Below are 17,575 nucleotides of genomic sequence, written 5' to 3'. Positions count from 1 at the left end.
CGTCTAGCGGAGCACGAGCCCGATCTCGAACGACCGCCGCCAGGGCAGCGTCAGCTCCTCGATGCGCACGCCGTCGGCCGGCAGCATCGACTCCAGCAGAGCCGTCAGCTCCTCGCGGATGACCCGTTCCGCCGTCGTGACCAGCGCGTCGTCGGCCATCGGGTAGATGTCGGGGAACAGCGAGGGTCCGGTGTCGGTGCGCACGACGGACTGATACGCGAAGTCGTCGAGCAGCCGGGTGAGGAGGGCGACGCGGGTTGCGCGCTCGTCGAACCTCCCGGAGGCGCGTCCGACGACGGCGGCAGCCGCCACCGCGACGACGCTGCCGAGCGTGTTGCCCGCCGTGTTCCACCCGCCGAACGCCTCGAGCCGTCCGAGCAGGTCCGCCTCGGCCAGCGCGCGCACGAGCGCCTCATCTGCACCGTTCGGGAAGCGCACGTCCGCGAGTGCGACGTGCTCCCCCGCATCCAGGCGCTCGCGGACCAGCGCGACCGTACCGGCGACGGCATCGGCATCGACCTCGTCCGGCCGGCCGCGGAACATGTCGTGACGCGCGGGATCGGGGGCGTGCAGCACCAGGGTGACGTCGCCGCCCTCGGTGACCTCGGTCGCTCCGGCCGCACGGATCTGGCGGCTCGCCGATGCCGCGAGCGACATGTTCTCGTACGGCGGGATGCGGGTCATGCCCTCGGCGTCCGCGCACGCGACCGAGAACGAGGCGGTCCCCCCGGCGTCGGCGGCCAGCGCCCTGGCGACCAGCGCCGCCCCGACCTCGTCCGCGCCGGGATACATCAGCACGTTCCGTCCGGAGGGCAGCATCCGCATCCAGTGACGCAGCCATACCTGCTCCGCACTGCCGGCGGCGAAGGGGGCCGTATCGTCGGCGGTGATCGCCAGGAAGTCGAGCGTCGCATCCTCGACGAGTGCCAGCGTCGACAGGTTGACGATGTGGTTGCGCAGTCGTCGCGTCGAGTAGTCCGAGATGATCTCCGCCGGCACCGGCGTCAGTTCCGCCAGCGGCAGCACTTCGGACTCATCGAGCAGGCGATGTGCGTCCCCGCCGAGGGCGTGGATCTCCTTGCCGTGCTCCGTCCAGTACTCCGGCTCCTCGGCGGCGGAGTAGGAGTTGCTGGCTCGGGTCACCAGCGACACCGCTGAGATCGGCAGCTCGGGGCGTCGGCGGCGCACCTCGCGGAGCACATCGAGCCGCTCCAGCACCTCGCGCGTCGTGTCATCGCTCGTCCGGCTCGCGATGAGTCCGCCGTAGAGCAGCATGTCGATCGAGACGACCACGTGCACCGTCGCGGGGTCCGCGGCGCGCTCGAGCAGCCATGCTCCCAGCGCGGCGGCGTCGCCGGCGGTCCGATAGGAGGGCAGTACGTCGGCGGGCGGAACGTCGAGGACCACCCCGGCGACCGCCGCGACGTCACCGGGGAGCCGCACGTTCACCGGTCGGTCGTCGAGCGGGAGCAGGGCGATGCGCGGACGCGCGGTCGTGTCGGACACGGAGGGACTGCCTTTCATCGGGGGCGGGTCGAGGTCGGGTTGGGTCGGGATCAGAGGGACGAGTTCGGTCGGGATTCAGGGGCGTGAGATCGACACGAGGTACGAGTACCGGTCTCCGCGATACACCGACTCGGCGTACTCGATCGGGCGGCTGCGCGCGTCGTACGTCGTGCGCTTCACCAGGAAGGCGGGCGAGAACGGCGGCGTCTGCAGCGCGGCCGCCTGCTCCTCGTCGAGGACGACCGCGTGGATCTCCTGGTCCGCGCGCACGGCCGAGATGTGGAAACGGGTACGCAGGTCGTCGTAGAGGGAGTCGCCCACGATGCCGTCTTCGAGACCGGGCACGGCATCGGCAGCGATCGAGCAGACCTCGAGGCAGATCGGGATGTCGTCGGCGGTGCGGATGCGGCGGATGCGGACCACGGGCGACTGGGGGCTGAGGTTCAGCGCGTAACCGGCCGTCTGGCCGGCGGAGGCGGTGCCGACGTCGACCGACAGCGACCCCGGACGCATGTTGCGCAGATGCATGTCCTCCGAGAACGAGGTCAGCTCGAAGGTCTTGCTGATGCGCGAGGCGCTCACGAACGTGCCCGCTCCCTGCAGGCGGTAGACGAGGCCGTCCCGCTCCAGCTCATCGAGCGCGCGGCGCACGGTCTGACGGTTCACCTCGAGCGACTCGGCGAGGTCGCGCTCGGTCGGCAGCTTCTCGTGCGGGGCCAGTCCCTGCTGGATGACCTCCTCCAGATGCCGCCGCACCCGCTCGTGCTTCGTCACACCCTCGATCGACGACATGTCATCCCCCTCATTTGGACTAACCCAATCTTGACGATTGCCGCCGCATGTGTCAATGTCTGTTCTCAGCGGTTCCGAATTGGTCTATTCCAATCCTTTTGCAAGGTCAATGATGAGCGGAGAACTCCCATGCACACGAAGCAGCACATGCGCCGGCGCGCCCTGATCGCCGGCGCTCTGACCACAGCCACGGTCGTCGCCCTGACCGGATGCGGTGCGGGCGGCGGCGACGCCGACGGCCCCACCGAGATCACGTTCTCGTACCTCTGGGGCGGCGAGGAGGCCAAAGTCCTCGAGCAGATCATCGCCGACTTCAACGGCAGCCAGGACGAGATCGTGGTGAAGGGCGTCTCGAGCCCCGACACCCAGAAGCAGTTGACGTCGATGTCGTCCTCGAACGGGGCGTTCGACATCTCGGACAACTTCGGCAACACCGTCGGCGCCTGGGCGTCGAAGGGCATCCTCGCCCCGCTCGACGACGCGATCGCTTCCGAGAAGATCGACGTCGACGACTTCGTCCCCAGCGCCATGGAGCAGATGACCTACGACGGCAAGGTCTACTCGCTGCCGATCGCCATCCACAGCTTCCAGCTGCTCTACAACACGAAGCTCCTGGAGGAGGCGGGCATCACCCCGCCGACCACCATGGACGAGCTCGCGGCCGCGATCGAGAAGCTCACCGTGGTCGACGACTCCGGAAAGATCACGCAGCTGGGCCTCGGCTCGGCCAACGACAGCACCACGCTGACCACCCTCGGCTACGCGTTCGGCGGCACCTGGGACGGCGAGGACGGACGCACCCCGGCCGACGCCGGCAACCTCGAGGCGCTGCAGTGGTACCAGGACAACGTGGTCGAGCCCGTCGGTGCCGAGGCCATGGCGACCTTCGTCTCCGGTCAGGGCGAATACCTCTCCGCGCAGGACCCGTTCTTCAGCGGCAAGGTCGCGATGATCATCGACGGGGAGTGGCGCTCGGCCAGCGCAGCCAAGGTCGCGCCCGACTTCGACTGGGGCGTCACGGCCATCCCCGCCGCATCCCCCGCGCTGGAGAACAGCACGCAGGTCACCGCCAGCACGCTGTTCATCCCGGCGAACTCGAAGCACAAGGAGGAGGCGGCCACCTTCCTCGCGTACCTCGTGAGCCCTGAGCCGATGGAGAAGTTCGCCGTCGCCCTCGGCAACCTGGCCGGGCGCACCTCGCTCGCCGGCAGCGCCGCCTTCGACAGCCTGCAGGACTTCGACGTCTGGGCGGACGCGGCATCCTCGCCCAACGCGAAGTCGCTCTCGAGCCTCCCGTACAGCGCCGAGTACGCCACCGACCTCGCCACCGCCTTCGACGAGGTGGTCCGCCTGACGGCCACCCCGGAAGAGGCGATCGCGACGGTCGAAGAGCGCATGGCCAACTACTCGACGAAGTGATCGAGGCTCCGTGACCTCTGCAACAGCGCGCCGGGTCCGGCAGGAGAGCACTCCTGTCGGACCCGGCGGTCGCGCCCGACGGCGGCGCACCCGCCGGTCCACGCTGATCGGGCTCGCCTTCGCGTCCCCGTTCATCGTCGGATTCCTGTTCCTCTTCGCCTACCCGATCGCGGCGTCGGCGTTCTACAGCTTCACCGACTTCAACCTCTTCCAGTCCCCGGAATGGGTCGGCTTCGCGAACTACGTGCAGATGTTCAACGACGGCGTCTTCTGGAAGTCGCTCGCGAACACCGCGATCCTCACCGTCTTCGGTGTTCCCCTCGCGATCGGCATCGCGCTCGCCGGAGCCCACCTCCTGAACACCCCCGTCCGCGGGCAGCCGCTGTACCGGGCGCTCGTGTACCTGCCCTCGATCGTGCCCGTGGTCGTCGGCGGCTACCTGTGGCGCTGGCTGCTGAACGCCCAGTACGGCTTCATCAACTACTTCCTGTCGTGGTTCGGTATCGAGGGTCCCGCCTGGCTGCAGCAGCCGGAGTGGACCAAGCCGGCCATCATCCTGATGTCGTTGTGGACGGTCGGCGGGACCATGATCATCTACCTCGCCGCCCTCCAGGAGGTGCCGAAGGAGATGTACGAGGCCGCCGAACTCGACGGCGCGGGCGTGTGGCGCCGCTTCACCAACGTCACTTGGCCGACGGTCTCCCCGGTCACCCTGTTCCAGGTGATCGTGAGCATCATCGGATTCCTGCAGATCTTCACGCAGCCGTACATCCTGTCGCAGGAGCGGCTCAATCAGGCGGGGTCCGGCCCCGGCCAGTCGATGCTGTCGTACGCGATGTACCTGTATCAGAACGCCTTCGTGTTCCTGAAGATGGGGTACGCGTCGGCCATGGCCTGGACCCTGTTCATCGTCACGCTGATCGTGAGCCTGATCGTGCTCGCGACCTCGAGGAAGTGGGTGCACGATGGCACACGCTGATGTCACGGTCCTCCGCAAGCGCCCGCGGCGCGTACGCCGCACGGTGCGACGGGTCCGGCAGCAGGTGTCGGTGGCGCTGCTCGCGCTGCTGTTCCTGTTCCCGCTGCTGGTGATGCTGTCGACCGCGTTCAAGACGCCCGGCGACGTGTTCTCCTCCCCTCCCTCGCTGCTGCCGACCGACTGGACGATGGACAACTTCGCCGAGGCGTTCGAGCAGATCCCGGTGTGGCGCTACCTCGCCAACACGCTGTTCGTCTCGGGGATGAGCATCCTCGGCACGGTCATCTCCTGCCCGCTCGTGGCCTACGCGCTCGCCAAGGTGCGGTGGCGCGGCGCACGTCCGCTGCTCATCCTCGTGCTGGCCACGATGATGCTTCCGCCGCAGGTCACGCTCATCCCGCTGTTCCTCGTCTGGAACGGGTTGGAGGCGACGAACACCTACCTGCCGCTGATCGTCCCCGCGTTCCTCGGGACGCCGTTCTTCATCTTCATGATCCGGCAGTTCCTGCTGGCCGTGCCCGATGAGCTGATCGAGGCCGCACGACTGGACGGCGCCTCGGAGTTCCGCACCTACGCGACGATCGTGCTGCCACTGGCCCGACCCGCGATCGTGACCGCGGCGATCTTCCAGTTCGTCTGGGCGTGGACCGACTTCCTCAATCCCCTCATCTATCTCAACGACCAGTCGACCTATACGCTGTCGATCGGTCTCTACGCCTTCTTCGGTGAGAACGATGTGGCCTGGGGGCCGCTGATGGCCGCGTGCGTGATGTTCACGCTCCCGGCCGTGGCGATCTTCCTCCTCGGCCAGAAGTTCTTCATCGGCGGCGCCAGCGCAGGAGCTCTCAAATGACCCACGGCCCCCTCGAACTCATCACCGGTCGCCTGATCGCGTCCGTGCAGGCGCAGGCCGGAAGCCCGGTGCGCGACACGGAGGTGATCGCCGCGCTCGCCGAATCCGCGCTGCTCGGGGGTGCGAGCGGTCTGCGGCTGAACGGCCCCGGCGACGTCCGGCGGATGCGGGCGGCGACCACCGTGCCCCTCATCGGGCTCCACAAGGTGTGGGGCGGGGTGCGCAACATCATCACGCCCGACGTCGCGCTGGCGGTCGGCCTCGCCGAGGCGGGCGCCGACATCATCGCCGTGGACGCGACGGTGGAGCAGCTGGGAGGGAGCTTCGCGCTGCTGGGGGAGATCGCCGAGGCGACAGGCCGCCCCGTGATGGCCGATGTGTCGACCTTCGACGAAGGTGTGCGCGCCGTGGAGGCGGGAGCGGCGGTGGTCGGCACCACGCTGTCGGGATACACGCCCCAGTCCACGCCCGGAGAGGGGCCGGATCTGCGGCTCGTCGCGACGCTGGTCGAGGCCGGCATCCCCACCATCGCGGAGGGGCGCTATCAGACGCCGGAACAGGTGCGCGCCGCCTTCGACGCCGGAGCGCTCGCGGTGGTCGTGGGCGGTGCGATCACGGATCCGATCGCGATCACCCGGCGCTTCGTCGCGGTCACCCCGGCGGTGCGGACCACGGCATGATCATCGGCATCGACATCGGCGGCACGAAGGTCGCGGTCGCGGGCTTCGCGCTCGACGACGGGCCCGGGCGCGTCCGCGTCACCGAGGCGCACACGTTCCCCACGCCCGCGCGCGAGGGCGGCCCGGCCATCGTCCGCGCCGTCGTCGATGCCGTGCGCGTGGTGCGCGGCGGCGGCGTGGCGGATGCGGTCGGCGTCGGCACCGCGGGGGTCGTCGGTCCGGACGGTGCGATCACCTCGGCCACCGATGCGATCAGCGGATGGGCCGGATTCCGCCTGCAGGACGAGCTCGCGCACGCCCTCGGTGCGCCGGTCACGGTGATCAACGACGTGCACGCGGCCGCGGTCGCCGAGTCGGAGCAGGGCGCCGGGCGAGGGGCGGACGGGATGCTCATGGTCGCGGTCGGCACGGGAATCGGCGGGGCCGTGGTGCTTCCGGACGGACTGCGTCGCGGTATCACCGGGACCGCCGGCTCGGTCGGTCACATGGAGGTCGCGCTGCCGCCCCGTCTCGCCGAGCGACGCTGCCCGTGCGGCGGTCTCGGCCATGTCGAGGCGGTGGCCTCCGGACCGGGTCTGGAGCGGACCTACTTCGAGGAGAGCGGTGTCGCCCTCCCGCTGCGCGAGGTGCACGCGGCGGCCCTGCGTGGCGATGCGCTGGCCGAGCGGGTGATCCTCGACGGCGCCCGCTACCTCGGCCGCGCGCTGGCCGGCGCCAACGCGGTTCTCGACGTGGAGGTGATCGTGGTCGGGGGCGGTGTCGCCGAGGTCGGCGAGCGCTATCTGGCGGAGGTCGGTGCCGCGTACCGGGCGGCCGCCATGCCCGGGCCGTCGAGGGCCCGAGTGGTGTCGGCGCAGCGGGGGATCGAGGCGACGCTCACGGGGGCCGCACTCGTCGCGCGGATCGTCTGATCACCCCGGCCGCGTCCGTGGCGGCGAACGCGGCAGGGCTCTAGCATGGCTGCCATGCCCGAAGTCGTGCCTCGCGAATGGACCCAGATCGACCTGACCAGCCGTCGCGGCGTGTGGGGCCAGCGCTTCACGGCGGGCCTGCTGGTCGCGGCCGGGGCGATCGGCTTCGTCGTCGGCTTCCCCGCGCTGGCCTGGGGCTGGTGGCCCCTGGCCCTGCTCGCGTTCAGCTGTCTCCTCATGGTGGTGCTGGGGATCGGGCTCTGGATCAACGCGAGCCTGAACGGCAGGGAGACGGTCACCCTCAGAGACTCGGGGACCCGGGCAGACGCGCCTGTGGTCGGCGCGTTCGAGACGACGGACGAGGCCGTCCGCTACCAGCTGCGGCTGGAGCTTCCGGCAGTCGGCGGCGATGCCGACGGCGAGCGGCAGTACGTGGTGCATTCGTGCGGCGACCACCGCTGCGTGGCGGCGGGCAGGGCTGTGCCGAACGCCGCGCTGCCCATCCTGATCGACCCCGCGAAGCGCACCTGGGGCGTCATCCACGGGTCGAACGCGTCCTGAAACTCCCACCCCACCTTCAGGATGAACGATATATCGTTGAGTATCGTTCACCACAGCAGGAGGTCATCATGAACAACGCATTCCCCTCCAACCCGTTCGGCGGCGACGGCGGTTCCGGGAGCAACGGCGGACCCGGCGGGCTCTTCGGAGGATCCGGCTTCGGCACGGGCCCCGGCGGTCCGGCATCCGCGATCTTCGAGGCGATGGACCAGCTCCGCAAGTCGTTCGAGTCCCGCCCGTCCGGCGGCTCGCGCATGGCCCGCGGCGACGTCCGCACCGCCGTGCTCTCCCTGCTCGCCGAGAAGCCGATGCACGGCTACCAGATCATCAACGAGATCGCCGAGCGCAGTGGCGGCACCTGGAAGCCGAGTGCCGGCTCCGTGTACCCCACCCTGCAGCTGCTCGCCGACGAGGGCCTGATCGAGGCCGAGGAGCAGAACGGTCGCAAGACGTACTCGCTCACCGAGGCCGGTCGTGCCATCGCCGACGAGACCTCAGATACCCCCGCCCCGTGGGAGTCGTCGTCCGGCAAGGACGGACACCGCGACAACGCCCGGTTCAGTGCCCTCCCCAAGGCCGGTGTCGACCTCGCGGCCGCCGCGGCCCAGGTCGGTCGCAGCGGTTCGCCGGAGCAGGTGCAGCAGACGATCGAGATCCTCGATGAGGCTCGCCGTAGGCTGTACTCGATCCTCGCGCAGGACTGACCGCGCAGTGCGGCATCGAGTGGGGGCCTGCGAAAGGACCACGCGATGACGGATGCTGCGGCACAGGGCGTCCATCGCGCCAGGTACCGCCGCATCCTGTCGTTCGCGGGTCGGGAATTCCTCAAGATCTGGTGGTTCGAGCTCGTCCTCCCGCGCTTCGGGATGAGCAGGATCTCCGAGCGCACGCGTGGGCCGCGGATGCAGAGGTTCGCGCGTCGCTTCCACGTCCTCGCGGTCGAGCTCGGCGGCCTCATGATCAAGGTCGGACAGTTCATGTCGTCGCGCCTCGACGTGCTGCCCCCCGAGATCACGAAGGAGCTCGAGGGGCTGCAGGACGAGGTCCCCGCCGTGCCCACCCCGGCGATCCGCGCGCTCGCCGAAGCCGAGCTGGGCATCCCGCTCGAACGCGCCTACGCGTGGTTCGACGAGACCCCGGTCGCCGCGGCATCCCTCGGACAGGTGCACCGCGCCCGGCTCTCCGACCTCGATGCGGCCGACACCGGGCTCGAGGACGTCGTGGTCAAGGTGCAGCGGCCGGGCATCGACGAGATCGTGGCGGTCGACCTCGCCGCCCTCCGCCGCGTCGCCCGCTGGCTCACCCGGGTGCGCATCGTGGCCGACCGGGTCGACGCGCCCGCGCTGGTCGAGGAGTTCGCCGCGACCAGCCTCGAGGAGATCGACTACCTGCACGAGGCCGCGAGCGCCGAGCGGTTCCGCGAGAACTTCGCCGACGACCCGCGCGTCGACACCCCGGAGATCGTGTGGGAGCGGTCGACCCGTCGCGTGCTGACCCTGTCCGACGTGACCGCGATCAAGATCAACGACACCGACGCCCTCCGGGCCGCCGACATCGACCCGTCCGACGTCGCTGCGGTGTTCGCCGAGGTGATGTTCGACCAGGTCTTCACGCACAGCTTCGTGCACGCCGACCCGCACCCCGGGAACATCTTCGTCACGCCCGTCCCCGCGGTCGCCGGCCAGTCGGGGCGCGGGTTCCGCCTCACGTTCATCGACTTCGGGATGATGGCCGAGATCCCCACGAGCCTCCGCGACGGACTGCGGACCCTGCTCATCGCGGTCGCCGGGCGCGACAGCCGCGGCCTCGTCGCCGCCGCGCAGGAGATCGGGGTGCTGCTGCCGTCGGCCGACACCAACGAGCTCGAACGCGCCCTCACCGCCCTGTTCGCGCGCTTCGGCGGCATGGGCTTCGCGGAGCTCAGCAAGGTCGACCCGAGGGAGTTCCGCGACTTCGCCGAGGAGTTCGGCGACATGGTGCGCTCGCTTCCGCTGCAGCTGCCCGAGAACATGCTCCTGCTCATCCGCGCCGTCTCGCTGACGTCGGGCATGTGCAGCGGACTCGACCCCGCGTTCAACGTGTGGGATGCCGCGGAACCCTACGCCGGTCGACTGCTGCGCGATGAGAGCGGCAACATCGTGCAGGCGTTCGCGAGCCAGGCGATGGGCACGATGAGCACGACCTGGAATCTGCCGGGTCGCATCGACAGGATCATCACCCGGATCGACGACGGCAACGTCTCGTTCGACACCTCGCGCCTGGAGCGTCGCCTCGACCGGCTCGAGGGCATCGCCCGCCGCATCGCCTCGGGCGTGCTCTTCGCCGCACTGCTCATCGGCGGGGCGCTGCTCGTCCCGGCCGTACCGCCGCTGGGCATCACCCTGGTCTGCGTCTCGGCCCTCCCGCTGCTGCACTCCCTGTTCGGCGGGCGCCGCTCGCGCTAGACGCGGCACGCCCGGGAAACCCGGGCCATCCGGCATCCGTCCGGCGCGCCGTGCGCCGACACGCCGCGGATCGCGCGGATCGTCTGGGTTTTCGCCTCCGTGTGCGGCCGCCTGCCGTGACAGGATGGTGTGCCATGGAGACCCCTGACGAGAAGCCCCCCACACGCTCCCCAGGAACGACTCCTCCGCGCTCCCACACGGACGCCGCCGGCACGGGAGCGAACCGCCTTCCGACCAAGGCCACCGAGACAGCGCGCAAGATCGTCCGCGACATCGCCGCCGTCCCGCCGCGCAGTGTGCATCCGGCCCTCGTGCCCGGCGTCTCGGTCGAGGAGACCGGGCGCACCTACCGCACCGACCCGCTTGTTTTCGGCGTGGCGGTCGCCCTGACCCTGGCGTTCATCGCCTGGGGTGTGTTCGCGGGTGACAACCTCGCCGGCACCACCCGCACGGTGCTCGACTGGGTCGTGGAGTACTTCGGATTCTTCTTCACCACCATCGCCACCGTCATCCTGGTGTTCATGCTGTTCGTCGGGTTCAGCCGCTACGGCCGCATCCCGCTCGGCCGCGACGACGAGGAGCCCGAGTTCTCCATGTTCTCGTGGATCTCGATGCTGTTCGCCGCGGGCATGGGCATCGGCCTGGTGTTCTGGGGCGCGGCCGAGCCGCTGACGTTCTTCGAGAACCCGCCGCCCGGCACCGTCGAGGCGAACACCCTCGACGCCATGCACACCGCGCAGGCCCAGGTTCTCTACCACTGGGGTCCGCAGGCGTGGGCGTTCTACGCGCTCGTCGGCGGGGCCATCGCGTACGGAGCCTTCCGCCGCGGACGCACCCCGCTGATCTCCTCGATCTTCGCGCCGCTCCTCGGCGAGGGCCGCACGACCGGACCGCTCGGCCGCACGATCGACATCTTCTCGATCATCGTCACGCTCTTCGGCACGGCCGCATCCCTGGGACTCGGTGCCCTGCAGATCGGCCACGGCGTCGAGATCGTCAGCGGCGCCGGTCCCCTCGGCAACGGCGTCCTGATCGCCGCGATCGCCGTGCTCACCGCCTGCTTCATCGCCTCCGCGGTGTCGGGCGTCTCGAAGGGCATCCGCGCGCTGTCGAACATCAACGCCGTCGTGGCGCTGCTGCTGGCCTTCTTCGTGTTCTTCGTCGGGCCGACGCTGCTCATCCTCAACGTGATCCCGTCGGTCGCGGTGCAGTTCCTCGGCGACCTGCCCCAGATGATCGGCCGCTCCGCATCGCAGGGTGAGGCGGCGCAGACGTTCCTGTCGAGCTGGACGATCTTCTACTGGGCGTGGTGGATCTCCTGGTCGCCGTTCGTGGGCATGTTCATCGCGAAGATCTCGCGCGGTCGCAGCCTGCGCCAGTTCGTCTCGGTCGTGATCGTCGTGCCGTCCGCGATCTCGCTCGTCTGGTTCGCGATCTTCGGCACCACCGCCATCCAGCAGCAGATGGACGGCGCGAACCTCACGGTCGATCCGCCCGAGGAGGTGCTGTTCGGGGTGCTCGAGAACCTGCCGTTCTCGCTGATCACGAGCATCGTCCTCATCCTGCTGATCGCGATCTTCTTCGTCACCGGGGCGGACTCCGCCTCGCTCGTGATGGGCACGCTCTCCCAGCAGGGTCGACCGGAGCCCGCGCGCTGGGTCGCGGTCGTGTGGGGTGTGCTGGTCGGCGTGATCGCCGCCGTGCTGCTCGTCACCGGTGAGGAGGGGAGCGGTCTGCGATCACTGCAGAACGTGACCATCATCGCCGCGCTGCCGTTCGCGATCATCATGACGTTCATGATGATCGCCTTCATGAAGGATCTCCGGCGTGATCCGCTGATCCTGCGCGAGCGCTACGCCCGCGCCGCGGTCCGGCACAGCGTCATGGCCGGTCTCGAGGAGTACGGCGACGACTTCGCGCTCGTACCGGTGGAGTACGACCACTCCGAGGACGACCTCGACTGGATCGACGAGTCGACCGTCGACGACTCGCTCGCCGAGGTGTACGAGGCGGCGACCGAGGCGATCGACATCATCCCTCCCGCTGAGGTGGATGCGGTGGTCGACGCGGCGCTGGAGGACGGCCCGACCGCGCCGGACGACGTCGATCCGAGCGACCCGGCGGAGCCCCGCACGGACTGACCCCCGCCCCGGCCCCTCCGGTCGTTGAGCGAGCGCAGCGAGACGAAACGTCCACCCACGCGTTTCGTCTCGTCGCAGGCTCCTCGCTCAACGACCGAGGTCCTGCATCACACGGGGTCGCTCGTCGTCGTCCCGGCACCCTCCGCGGCGGCGGTGATCCGTGCTGCCATGCCCGCGAAGATCAACCCGTGGAAGGGCAGCACCGCCAGCCAGTACAGCCGTCCGGTGAGGCCCCGCGGGAAGAAGATCGCGCGCTGCTCGTAGCGGGCGCCGGCGCCGTCGGGCACCGCCCGCAGCTCGAGCCAGGCGTCTCCCGGCACCTTCATCTCGGCGCGGAGGCGCAGCAGCGACCCGGCATCCGTCGTCTCGACGGCCTCGACGCGCCAGAAGTCGATCGCGTCGCCGACCCGTGCGGCGGTGCGGCTGCGACGCCCGCGACTCAGGCCCACGCCGCCCACGATGCGGTCCATGAAGCCGCGCACGGCCCACAGCAGCGGTGACGAGTACCAGCCGTTCTCACCGCCGATGCCGAGGATCACGCGCCACAGCTCCGCGACCGACGCCGTGGTCGCGACCGAGCGTGCGTCGGTGAAGACGGTGCGCCCGGCCCACTCCGGGTCGCTCGGCAGGGGATCGCTCGGGGCGCCGGAGACCTCGGAGTCCTGCCAGCTCGTCTCGATCGTGTCGGCCTGCAGCCGTCCGAGCGCCAGTCCGACGGCCCGGCGATAAGGCGTCAGCCCTCCCGCGGGGCGCGGGATCAGCTCGTCGACCGCGTGGTCCTTCATGATGCACTCGTTCTGCAGGGACGCGACGAGCGGTCGGGCGATCGATCGCGGGACCGGGGTGACCAGGTTCACCCAGTGCGAGGCCAGGCCCGGGGTGAGGACGGGGAGGGCGGCGATCGCACGCTGCCGGAGCCCGGCTTCGACCGCGTAGCCGTTCATCATCTGGCCGTAGCGCAGCACGTCGGGGCCGCCGATGTCGACGGCGCGGTTCACGTCGGCGTCCACGCGGGCGGCGCCGAGCAGGTAGTGCAGCACGTCGCGCACGGCGATCGGCTGGATGCGGTTGCGCACCCACTTCGGTGCCGGCATGTACGGGAGCACGTCGGTGAGGTGGCGGATCATCTCGAACGACGCCGACCCCGATCCGATCACGACGCCGGCCTGCAGCACGAGGCTCGGCACGCCGGAGTTCAGGAAGATCTCGCCCACGTGCACGCGTGAGCGCAGGTGCGGCGACAGCTTCACGTCGTCGGGATGCAGGCCGCCGAGGTAGACGATGCGCCGGACTCCCGCCCGGGCGGCGGCCTCCGCGACGGTCGTCGCCGCGCGTTCGTCGCTCTCCTCGAAGCCCTTGCCCGCCGACATCGAGTGGATCAGGTAGTAGACGACGTCCACGTCGTCCATGGCCTCGGCGACGGCATCCGCATCGTCGGCCGACCCCTCGACGATCTCGCAGTCGGCGCCCCAGGGGAAGGATGCCGCGCGCACGGCGTCGCGCGCGAGGACGCGCACCCGGTAGCCGGCGTTCAGGAGCCGCGGGGTCAGCCGTCCGCCGATGTAGCCGGTGGCACCGAGCACGAGCGCGCGGGGTGCGGATCCGTCGTCGCGGGGAACGGCGCGCAGTGCCTCTTCGCGGCCGGTGGGCTGGGTGAGCTCGGTCATGGCACGAGCGTATGGCCGCCCGGGCGGGGGAGGAACGGGGTTGCGGGCGTCGTCGTCGATGGGTAGGCGGGCCCGGGGCGCGCGTCAGCCGACGCGGGTGATCCGCTCGATCGCGATGCGGGCGACCTCGGGATCGTGCGGAGCGGTGTCGAGGGCGCGGTGCAGGGTGAGGCCCTCGATGAGCGCGTCGATCAGGCGGGCGGTCAGCGGGTCGAAGTGGCGCTCGAGGGCGGCGCGGCTGCGCGCCATCCAGGAGCTCGTGAGGTCGCGGTATTCCTCGTCGCGGGCGGCGAGCGTGTACAGCTCGTGCAGCAGCACCAGGTCGCGGTCGGTGCCGAGGACCACGTCGGTGATGAGGGTCACGACGGCGGCGCGCGCCTCGTCGACGTCGGATGCCGCCTGCATCCGCTCCTCGAACTGCGCGGACACCGACTCGGCGTAGCGCGTGAACGCCGCGCGCAGCAGCTCGTCGAACCCGTCGAAGTGATACGTCATCGAGCCGAGGGGGACGCCGGCGGCTGCGGCGACCTTTCGGTGCGAGGTGCCGGCCAGCCCGTGCTCGGCGATCACGTCGAGGCAGCTGTCGATGATGCGATCGCGCCGCGTGGGGTCGTGTCGGGGGTTCGTCGCGCGACGTTCGTCGACTCCGTTCACCACGCACCCCTCTCCACATGTACGATCGTACACATGTCATCCATCGAATCGATTCGACGACCTGCGCCGGACCGGGCATCCCGGCGCGCACGCATCGCTGTCTCCGCCCTGTTCCTGACCAACGGGGCGCTGTTCGCGAACATCCTGCCGCGGTATCCGGAGATCAAGTCCGCGCTCGGGCTCGACAACCTCGGATACGGCTTCGCGATCGCCGCATTCCCCGCCGGGGCGATCGCGGCCGGTCTCCTGGCGGCCGTGCTGATCCGTCGGTTCGGTTCGGCGCGCATCGCGGTCATCGGGACGGTTCTCACGAGCCTCGGGCTGCTGTCGGCGGCCCTCGCGCCGTCAGGGGTGCTGTTCGCCGTCGCGCTGTTCCTCGGCGGCGCGTCCGACGCGATCACGGATGTCGCGCAGAACGCGCACGGACTCCGCGTGCAGCGGCGCTACGGCCGCTCGATCATCAACGGCTTCCACGCGATCTGGTCGATCGGCGCCGTGCTCGGCGGGGCGATGGCCGCGGTCGCGATCGCCCTGCAGCTGCCGCTGGGCGTGCACCTCGGCATCTCCACTGCCGTGTTCGCGACCGTGTCGCTGGTCGCTCTCGGCTTCTGCCTGCCCGGCCGTGACGACGAGGCCGAGGCGGAGGTCACGGCCGAGCCCGCCGAGCTCACCGGGGCGGTGCGCCGCGGGCTGAGCCCCCGGACCGTGATCGCGATCGTCGCGCTGACGCTCATCGCCATGGCCGGAGCGGTCGCGGAGGATGCCGGCAACTCGTGGGCGACGCTCTACCTCGCCGACTCGCTCGGGGCTGCGGCGGCGGTCGCGCCTCTCGGCTTCATCGCCCTCGTCGGGGCGCAGTTCGTCGGCCGCATCATCGGCGATCCGCTCACCGACCGGTTCGGCCAGCGATGGGTCGCACGGGTCGGCGGGGTCATCGCCGCCGTGGGCATGACGCTCGCGCTGGCCTTCCCCAGCGTGCCCGGCACGATCCTCGGGTTCGCGGCGGTCGGCTTCGGCATCGCGACCCTGATCCCGGCGGCGATGCATGCCGCCGACGAGCTCCCGGGGCTCCGAGCGGGCGTCGGGCTCACCATCGTGTCGTGGCTGCTGCGTCTCGGCTTCCTGCTGTCGCCGCCGTTCGTCGGATACATCGCCGAGAACGAGAGTCTGCGAGCCGGACTCCTCGTGGCGCCGGTCGCCGCTCTCGTCGCCGTGCTACTCGCCGGGTTCCTGGGGAAGCGCCGCCCGCGGAGCTGAACTGCAACTTACGGGTTGCTTTTGATGGTCATGAGTGCAACCCTGGGATTGCAGTTGGTCGACCGGCCGGCATGCACGAGATCCCGAAAGGACCCATCATGGTGAGCATGACCCACAACGACGCATCCGTCGTCGACGAGGAGACCTTCTCCGTCCGACGCAGCATCCAGATCGCGGCATCCGTCGACAAGGTGTGGCGCGCGGTGGCCGAGCCCGAGCACGTGTCGCGCTGGTTCGGACGCACGGTGCTCGACGGCGTCGGCGTCGGTGCGACCGGCACGATGACCTTCCCCGACTACGACGTGATCCCGCTGCGGGTCGAGGAGTGCGACGAGCCGCGGCGCATCACCTACCGCTGGAACAACGACGATGCGCTCGGCACGTTGCCCGACGGTATCGACGAGGCGACATCGACCGTCTTCACTTTCACGCTCGAGGAGTCCGACGGCGGCACGCGCCTCACGGTCGTGGAGACCGGCTTCGAGCGCACGTCCGACCCGCGCGGCAACCTCGAGTCGCACCGCACCGGCTGGGACCTGGAGCTCGACAAGATGGTCGTCCTGGTGGAAGGCGAAGCGTGACCGCAGAGACCCTCATGCCCATGTTCGCGGCGCTCGCGGACGAGACGCGCTGGAGCATCCTGGAGGCTCTCGGCGAGGGGGATGCGTCGGCATCCGCCCTCGCCGGGCGCCTTCCGGTGTCGCGACAGGCGATCGCGAAGCACCTCGCCGTCCTGCAGGAGGTCGGCCTCGTCGAACCCGTGCGGGTGGGGCGCGAGGTGCGCTTCCGCGTGGTCGGTGCCGAGCTCTCCGCCACGGCGGCGAAGCTCGACGTGATCGGCCGCGAGTGGGACCGTCGCCTCGCCGCGATCAAGGAGATCGCGGAGGGGCTGTAGGCCTCAGAGGGCGGTGTAGCCGCCGTCGACCAGGTGGTAGCTGCCGGTGATGAAGCTCGCGGCGTCGCTGGCGAGGAACGCGACGAGGTTCGCGACCTCGTCGGCCTGACCCAGGCGTCCGATCGGGTGCTTGCTCACGAGGAACTCCTTCGCCTCATCGCCCATGTTGGCGAGCAGCGGGGTGTCGATGAAGCCGGGGCCCACCGAGTTCACGCGGACGCCCTTGGCGGAGTACTCGAGCGCGGCCGACTTGGTCATGCCGACCACGCCGTGCTTGGCGGTGACGTAGGCCGGGGATCCGGCGAAGCCGACGCTGCCGAGGATCGACGCGATGTTCACGACCGATCCGCCGCCGTTGGCGAGGATCGAGGGGATCTGCGCCTTCATATTGCGGAACACCGCGTTGAGGTTGATCGCGATGACCTTGTCCCACGCCTCGTCCTCGTACTCGGCGGTGGGGGCGGATGCGCCGCCGATGCCGGCGTTGTTGACGCCGATGCGCAGCGGGGCGAGCGAGTTCGCGAGCTCGATGGAAGACGCGATCCAGGCTGCATCGGTGGCATCGCCCACCGAGGCCTCCGCCGTGCCGCCGGCCGCGCGGATCTCTTCGACGACCGCGTTCGCGTGCTCGGCGTTCAGGTCGTTGACCACGACGGATGCGCCGTTCTTCGCCAGCAGGAGGGCGGTCGAGCGTCCGATTCCGCTGCCCGCTCCCGTCACGATCGCCGAGCGGTTCGAGACGTCGTACTGAGCCACGAGGGACTCCACTTCCGGGCGGGCACGGTGCCGGGAGATCTTCTCGGACGGTCCGTCCTT

Annotated in this window: 17 protein-coding genes; 12 read left to right on the top strand and 5 right to left on the bottom strand. The window is 70.0% G+C overall.

All coding sequences use genetic code 11. The annotated features are described in order from the left end of the window. Nucleotides 1–3: 3 nt before the first annotated feature. Entirely contained in the window at nt 4–1,506 is a 1,503-nt protein-coding gene (locus AC07VM_RS13350; RefSeq protein ID WP_494911666.1) for a DUF4127 family protein, read from the bottom strand. 75 nt (nt 1,507–1,581) lie between these two features. After that, nucleotides 1,582–2,298, bottom strand: coding sequence for a GntR family transcriptional regulator (locus tag AC07VM_RS13345; RefSeq protein WP_267416893.1), 717 nt, complete (start codon nt 2,296–2,298; stop codon nt 1,582–1,584). A 129-nt stretch (nt 2,299–2,427) separates the two neighbouring features. Here AC07VM_RS13345 and AC07VM_RS13340 point away from each other — a divergent pair, with 129 nt between their 5' ends. The 9 genes from AC07VM_RS13340 (at nt 2,428) to AC07VM_RS13300 (ending at nt 12,286) form a co-directional block, all read left to right on the top strand. After that, the gene (locus tag AC07VM_RS13340) at nt 2,428–3,717 is read left to right on the top strand and encodes an ABC transporter substrate-binding protein (RefSeq protein WP_494911664.1); all 1,290 of its coding nucleotides are present in this window, start codon (nt 2,428–2,430) and stop codon (nt 3,715–3,717) included. Between the two features lie 10 nt (nt 3,718–3,727). After that, nucleotides 3,728–4,696, top strand: a complete 969-nt coding sequence (locus AC07VM_RS13335; RefSeq protein ID WP_267416895.1) for a carbohydrate ABC transporter permease — start codon at nt 3,728–3,730, stop codon at nt 4,694–4,696. Continuing rightward, nucleotides 4,683–5,549, top strand: coding sequence for a carbohydrate ABC transporter permease (locus tag AC07VM_RS13330; protein ID WP_494911662.1), 867 nt, complete (start codon nt 4,683–4,685; stop codon nt 5,547–5,549). Before AC07VM_RS13335 ends, AC07VM_RS13330 begins: the two co-directional genes overlap by 14 nt. Next, nucleotides 5,546–6,229 carry an N-acetylmannosamine-6-phosphate 2-epimerase gene (locus AC07VM_RS13325; protein ID WP_494911660.1) on the top strand — a complete coding sequence of 228 codons (684 nt, stop codon included), beginning with the start codon at nt 5,546–5,548 and terminating at the stop codon, nt 6,227–6,229. Before AC07VM_RS13330 ends, AC07VM_RS13325 begins: the two co-directional genes overlap by 4 nt. After that, on the top strand, nt 6,226–7,140 hold the full coding sequence (locus AC07VM_RS13320; protein WP_494911659.1) for an ROK family protein: 915 nt from the start codon (nt 6,226–6,228) through the stop codon (nt 7,138–7,140). Before AC07VM_RS13325 ends, AC07VM_RS13320 begins: the two co-directional genes overlap by 4 nt. 54 nt (nt 7,141–7,194) lie before the next feature. Beyond that, entirely contained in the window at nt 7,195–7,701 is a 507-nt protein-coding gene (locus AC07VM_RS13315) for a hypothetical protein (protein WP_267416900.1), read from the top strand. A 68-nt stretch (nt 7,702–7,769) separates the two neighbouring features. Beyond that, the gene (locus tag AC07VM_RS13310; protein ID WP_494911657.1) at nt 7,770–8,405 is read left to right on the top strand and encodes a PadR family transcriptional regulator; all 636 of its coding nucleotides are present in this window, start codon (nt 7,770–7,772) and stop codon (nt 8,403–8,405) included. Nucleotides 8,406–8,450: 45 nt separating this feature from the next. After that, the gene (locus tag AC07VM_RS13305; RefSeq protein WP_494911656.1) at nt 8,451–10,145 is read left to right on the top strand and encodes an ABC1 kinase family protein; all 1,695 of its coding nucleotides are present in this window, start codon (nt 8,451–8,453) and stop codon (nt 10,143–10,145) included. A gap of 134 nt (nt 10,146–10,279) precedes the next feature. Next, entirely contained in the window at nt 10,280–12,286 is a 2,007-nt protein-coding gene (locus tag AC07VM_RS13300; protein WP_494911654.1) for a BCCT family transporter, read from the top strand. Between the two features lie 107 nt (nt 12,287–12,393). Here AC07VM_RS13300 and AC07VM_RS13295 read toward each other — a convergent pair whose 3' ends face one another. Further along, nucleotides 12,394–13,953, bottom strand: coding sequence for an SDR family oxidoreductase (locus AC07VM_RS13295; protein WP_494911653.1), 1,560 nt, complete (start codon nt 13,951–13,953; stop codon nt 12,394–12,396). Between the two features lie 84 nt (nt 13,954–14,037). Continuing rightward, entirely contained in the window at nt 14,038–14,607 is a 570-nt protein-coding gene (locus AC07VM_RS13290) for a TetR/AcrR family transcriptional regulator (RefSeq protein ID WP_494911651.1), read from the bottom strand. Between the two features lie 33 nt (nt 14,608–14,640). Here AC07VM_RS13290 and AC07VM_RS13285 point away from each other — a divergent pair, with 33 nt between their 5' ends. From AC07VM_RS13285 to AC07VM_RS13275, 3 genes are all read left to right on the top strand, one after another. Beyond that, complete coding sequence (locus tag AC07VM_RS13285; protein ID WP_494911649.1) at nt 14,641–15,864, top strand: MFS transporter; 1,224 nt, start codon at nt 14,641–14,643, stop codon at nt 15,862–15,864. A 107-nt stretch (nt 15,865–15,971) separates the two neighbouring features. Continuing rightward, nucleotides 15,972–16,445 (top strand): SRPBCC domain-containing protein, encoded by a 474-nt coding sequence (locus AC07VM_RS13280; protein ID WP_267416908.1) that lies wholly within the window; start codon nt 15,972–15,974, stop codon nt 16,443–16,445. Further along, nucleotides 16,442–16,759 carry an ArsR/SmtB family transcription factor gene (locus AC07VM_RS13275; protein ID WP_324170124.1) on the top strand — a complete coding sequence of 106 codons (318 nt, stop codon included), beginning with the start codon at nt 16,442–16,444 and terminating at the stop codon, nt 16,757–16,759. Before AC07VM_RS13280 ends, AC07VM_RS13275 begins: the two co-directional genes overlap by 4 nt. Before the next feature lie 3 nt (nt 16,760–16,762). Here AC07VM_RS13275 and AC07VM_RS13270 read toward each other — a convergent pair whose 3' ends face one another. Continuing rightward, nucleotides 16,763–17,515: an SDR family NAD(P)-dependent oxidoreductase gene (locus AC07VM_RS13270; protein ID WP_267416909.1), complete on the bottom strand. Its 753-nt coding sequence runs from the start codon at nt 17,513–17,515 to the stop codon at nt 16,763–16,765. Nucleotides 17,516–17,575: the final 60 nt, after the last annotated feature.

The sequence above is a fragment of the Microbacterium sp. GW821-FHT01D02 genome, from assembly GCF_059422585.1.
Note: the sequence above shows the minus strand (reverse complement) of the source record. Positions and strands in the feature narration are given on the sequence as shown.

Bases quoted from the DNA above. Each gene is read 5' to 3' on its own strand.
- AC07VM_RS13280 (WP_267416908.1), top strand. From the start codon at position 15,972: ATGACCCACAACGACGCATCCGTCGTCGACGAGGAGACCTTCTCCGTC.
- AC07VM_RS13330 (WP_494911662.1), top strand. From the start codon at position 4,683: ATGGCACACGCTGATGTCACGGTCCTCCGCAAGCGCCCGCGGCGCGTA.
- AC07VM_RS13315 (WP_267416900.1), top strand. From the start codon at position 7,195: ATGCCCGAAGTCGTGCCTCGCGAATGGACCCAGATCGACCTGACCAGC.
- AC07VM_RS13340 (WP_494911664.1), top strand. From the start codon at position 2,428: ATGCACACGAAGCAGCACATGCGCCGGCGCGCCCTGATCGCCGGCGCT.
- AC07VM_RS13305 (WP_494911656.1), top strand. From the start codon at position 8,451: ATGACGGATGCTGCGGCACAGGGCGTCCATCGCGCCAGGTACCGCCGC.
- AC07VM_RS13295 (WP_494911653.1), bottom strand. From the start codon at position 13,953: ATGACCGAGCTCACCCAGCCCACCGGCCGCGAAGAGGCACTGCGCGCC.
- AC07VM_RS13345 (WP_267416893.1), bottom strand. From the start codon at position 2,298: ATGTCGTCGATCGAGGGTGTGACGAAGCACGAGCGGGTGCGGCGGCAT.
- AC07VM_RS13300 (WP_494911654.1), top strand. From the start codon at position 10,280: ATGGAGACCCCTGACGAGAAGCCCCCCACACGCTCCCCAGGAACGACT.
- AC07VM_RS13310 (WP_494911657.1), top strand. From the start codon at position 7,770: ATGAACAACGCATTCCCCTCCAACCCGTTCGGCGGCGACGGCGGTTCC.
- AC07VM_RS13285 (WP_494911649.1), top strand. From the start codon at position 14,641: ATGTCATCCATCGAATCGATTCGACGACCTGCGCCGGACCGGGCATCC.
- AC07VM_RS13320 (WP_494911659.1), top strand. From the start codon at position 6,226: ATGATCATCGGCATCGACATCGGCGGCACGAAGGTCGCGGTCGCGGGC.
- AC07VM_RS13325 (WP_494911660.1), top strand. From the start codon at position 5,546: ATGACCCACGGCCCCCTCGAACTCATCACCGGTCGCCTGATCGCGTCC.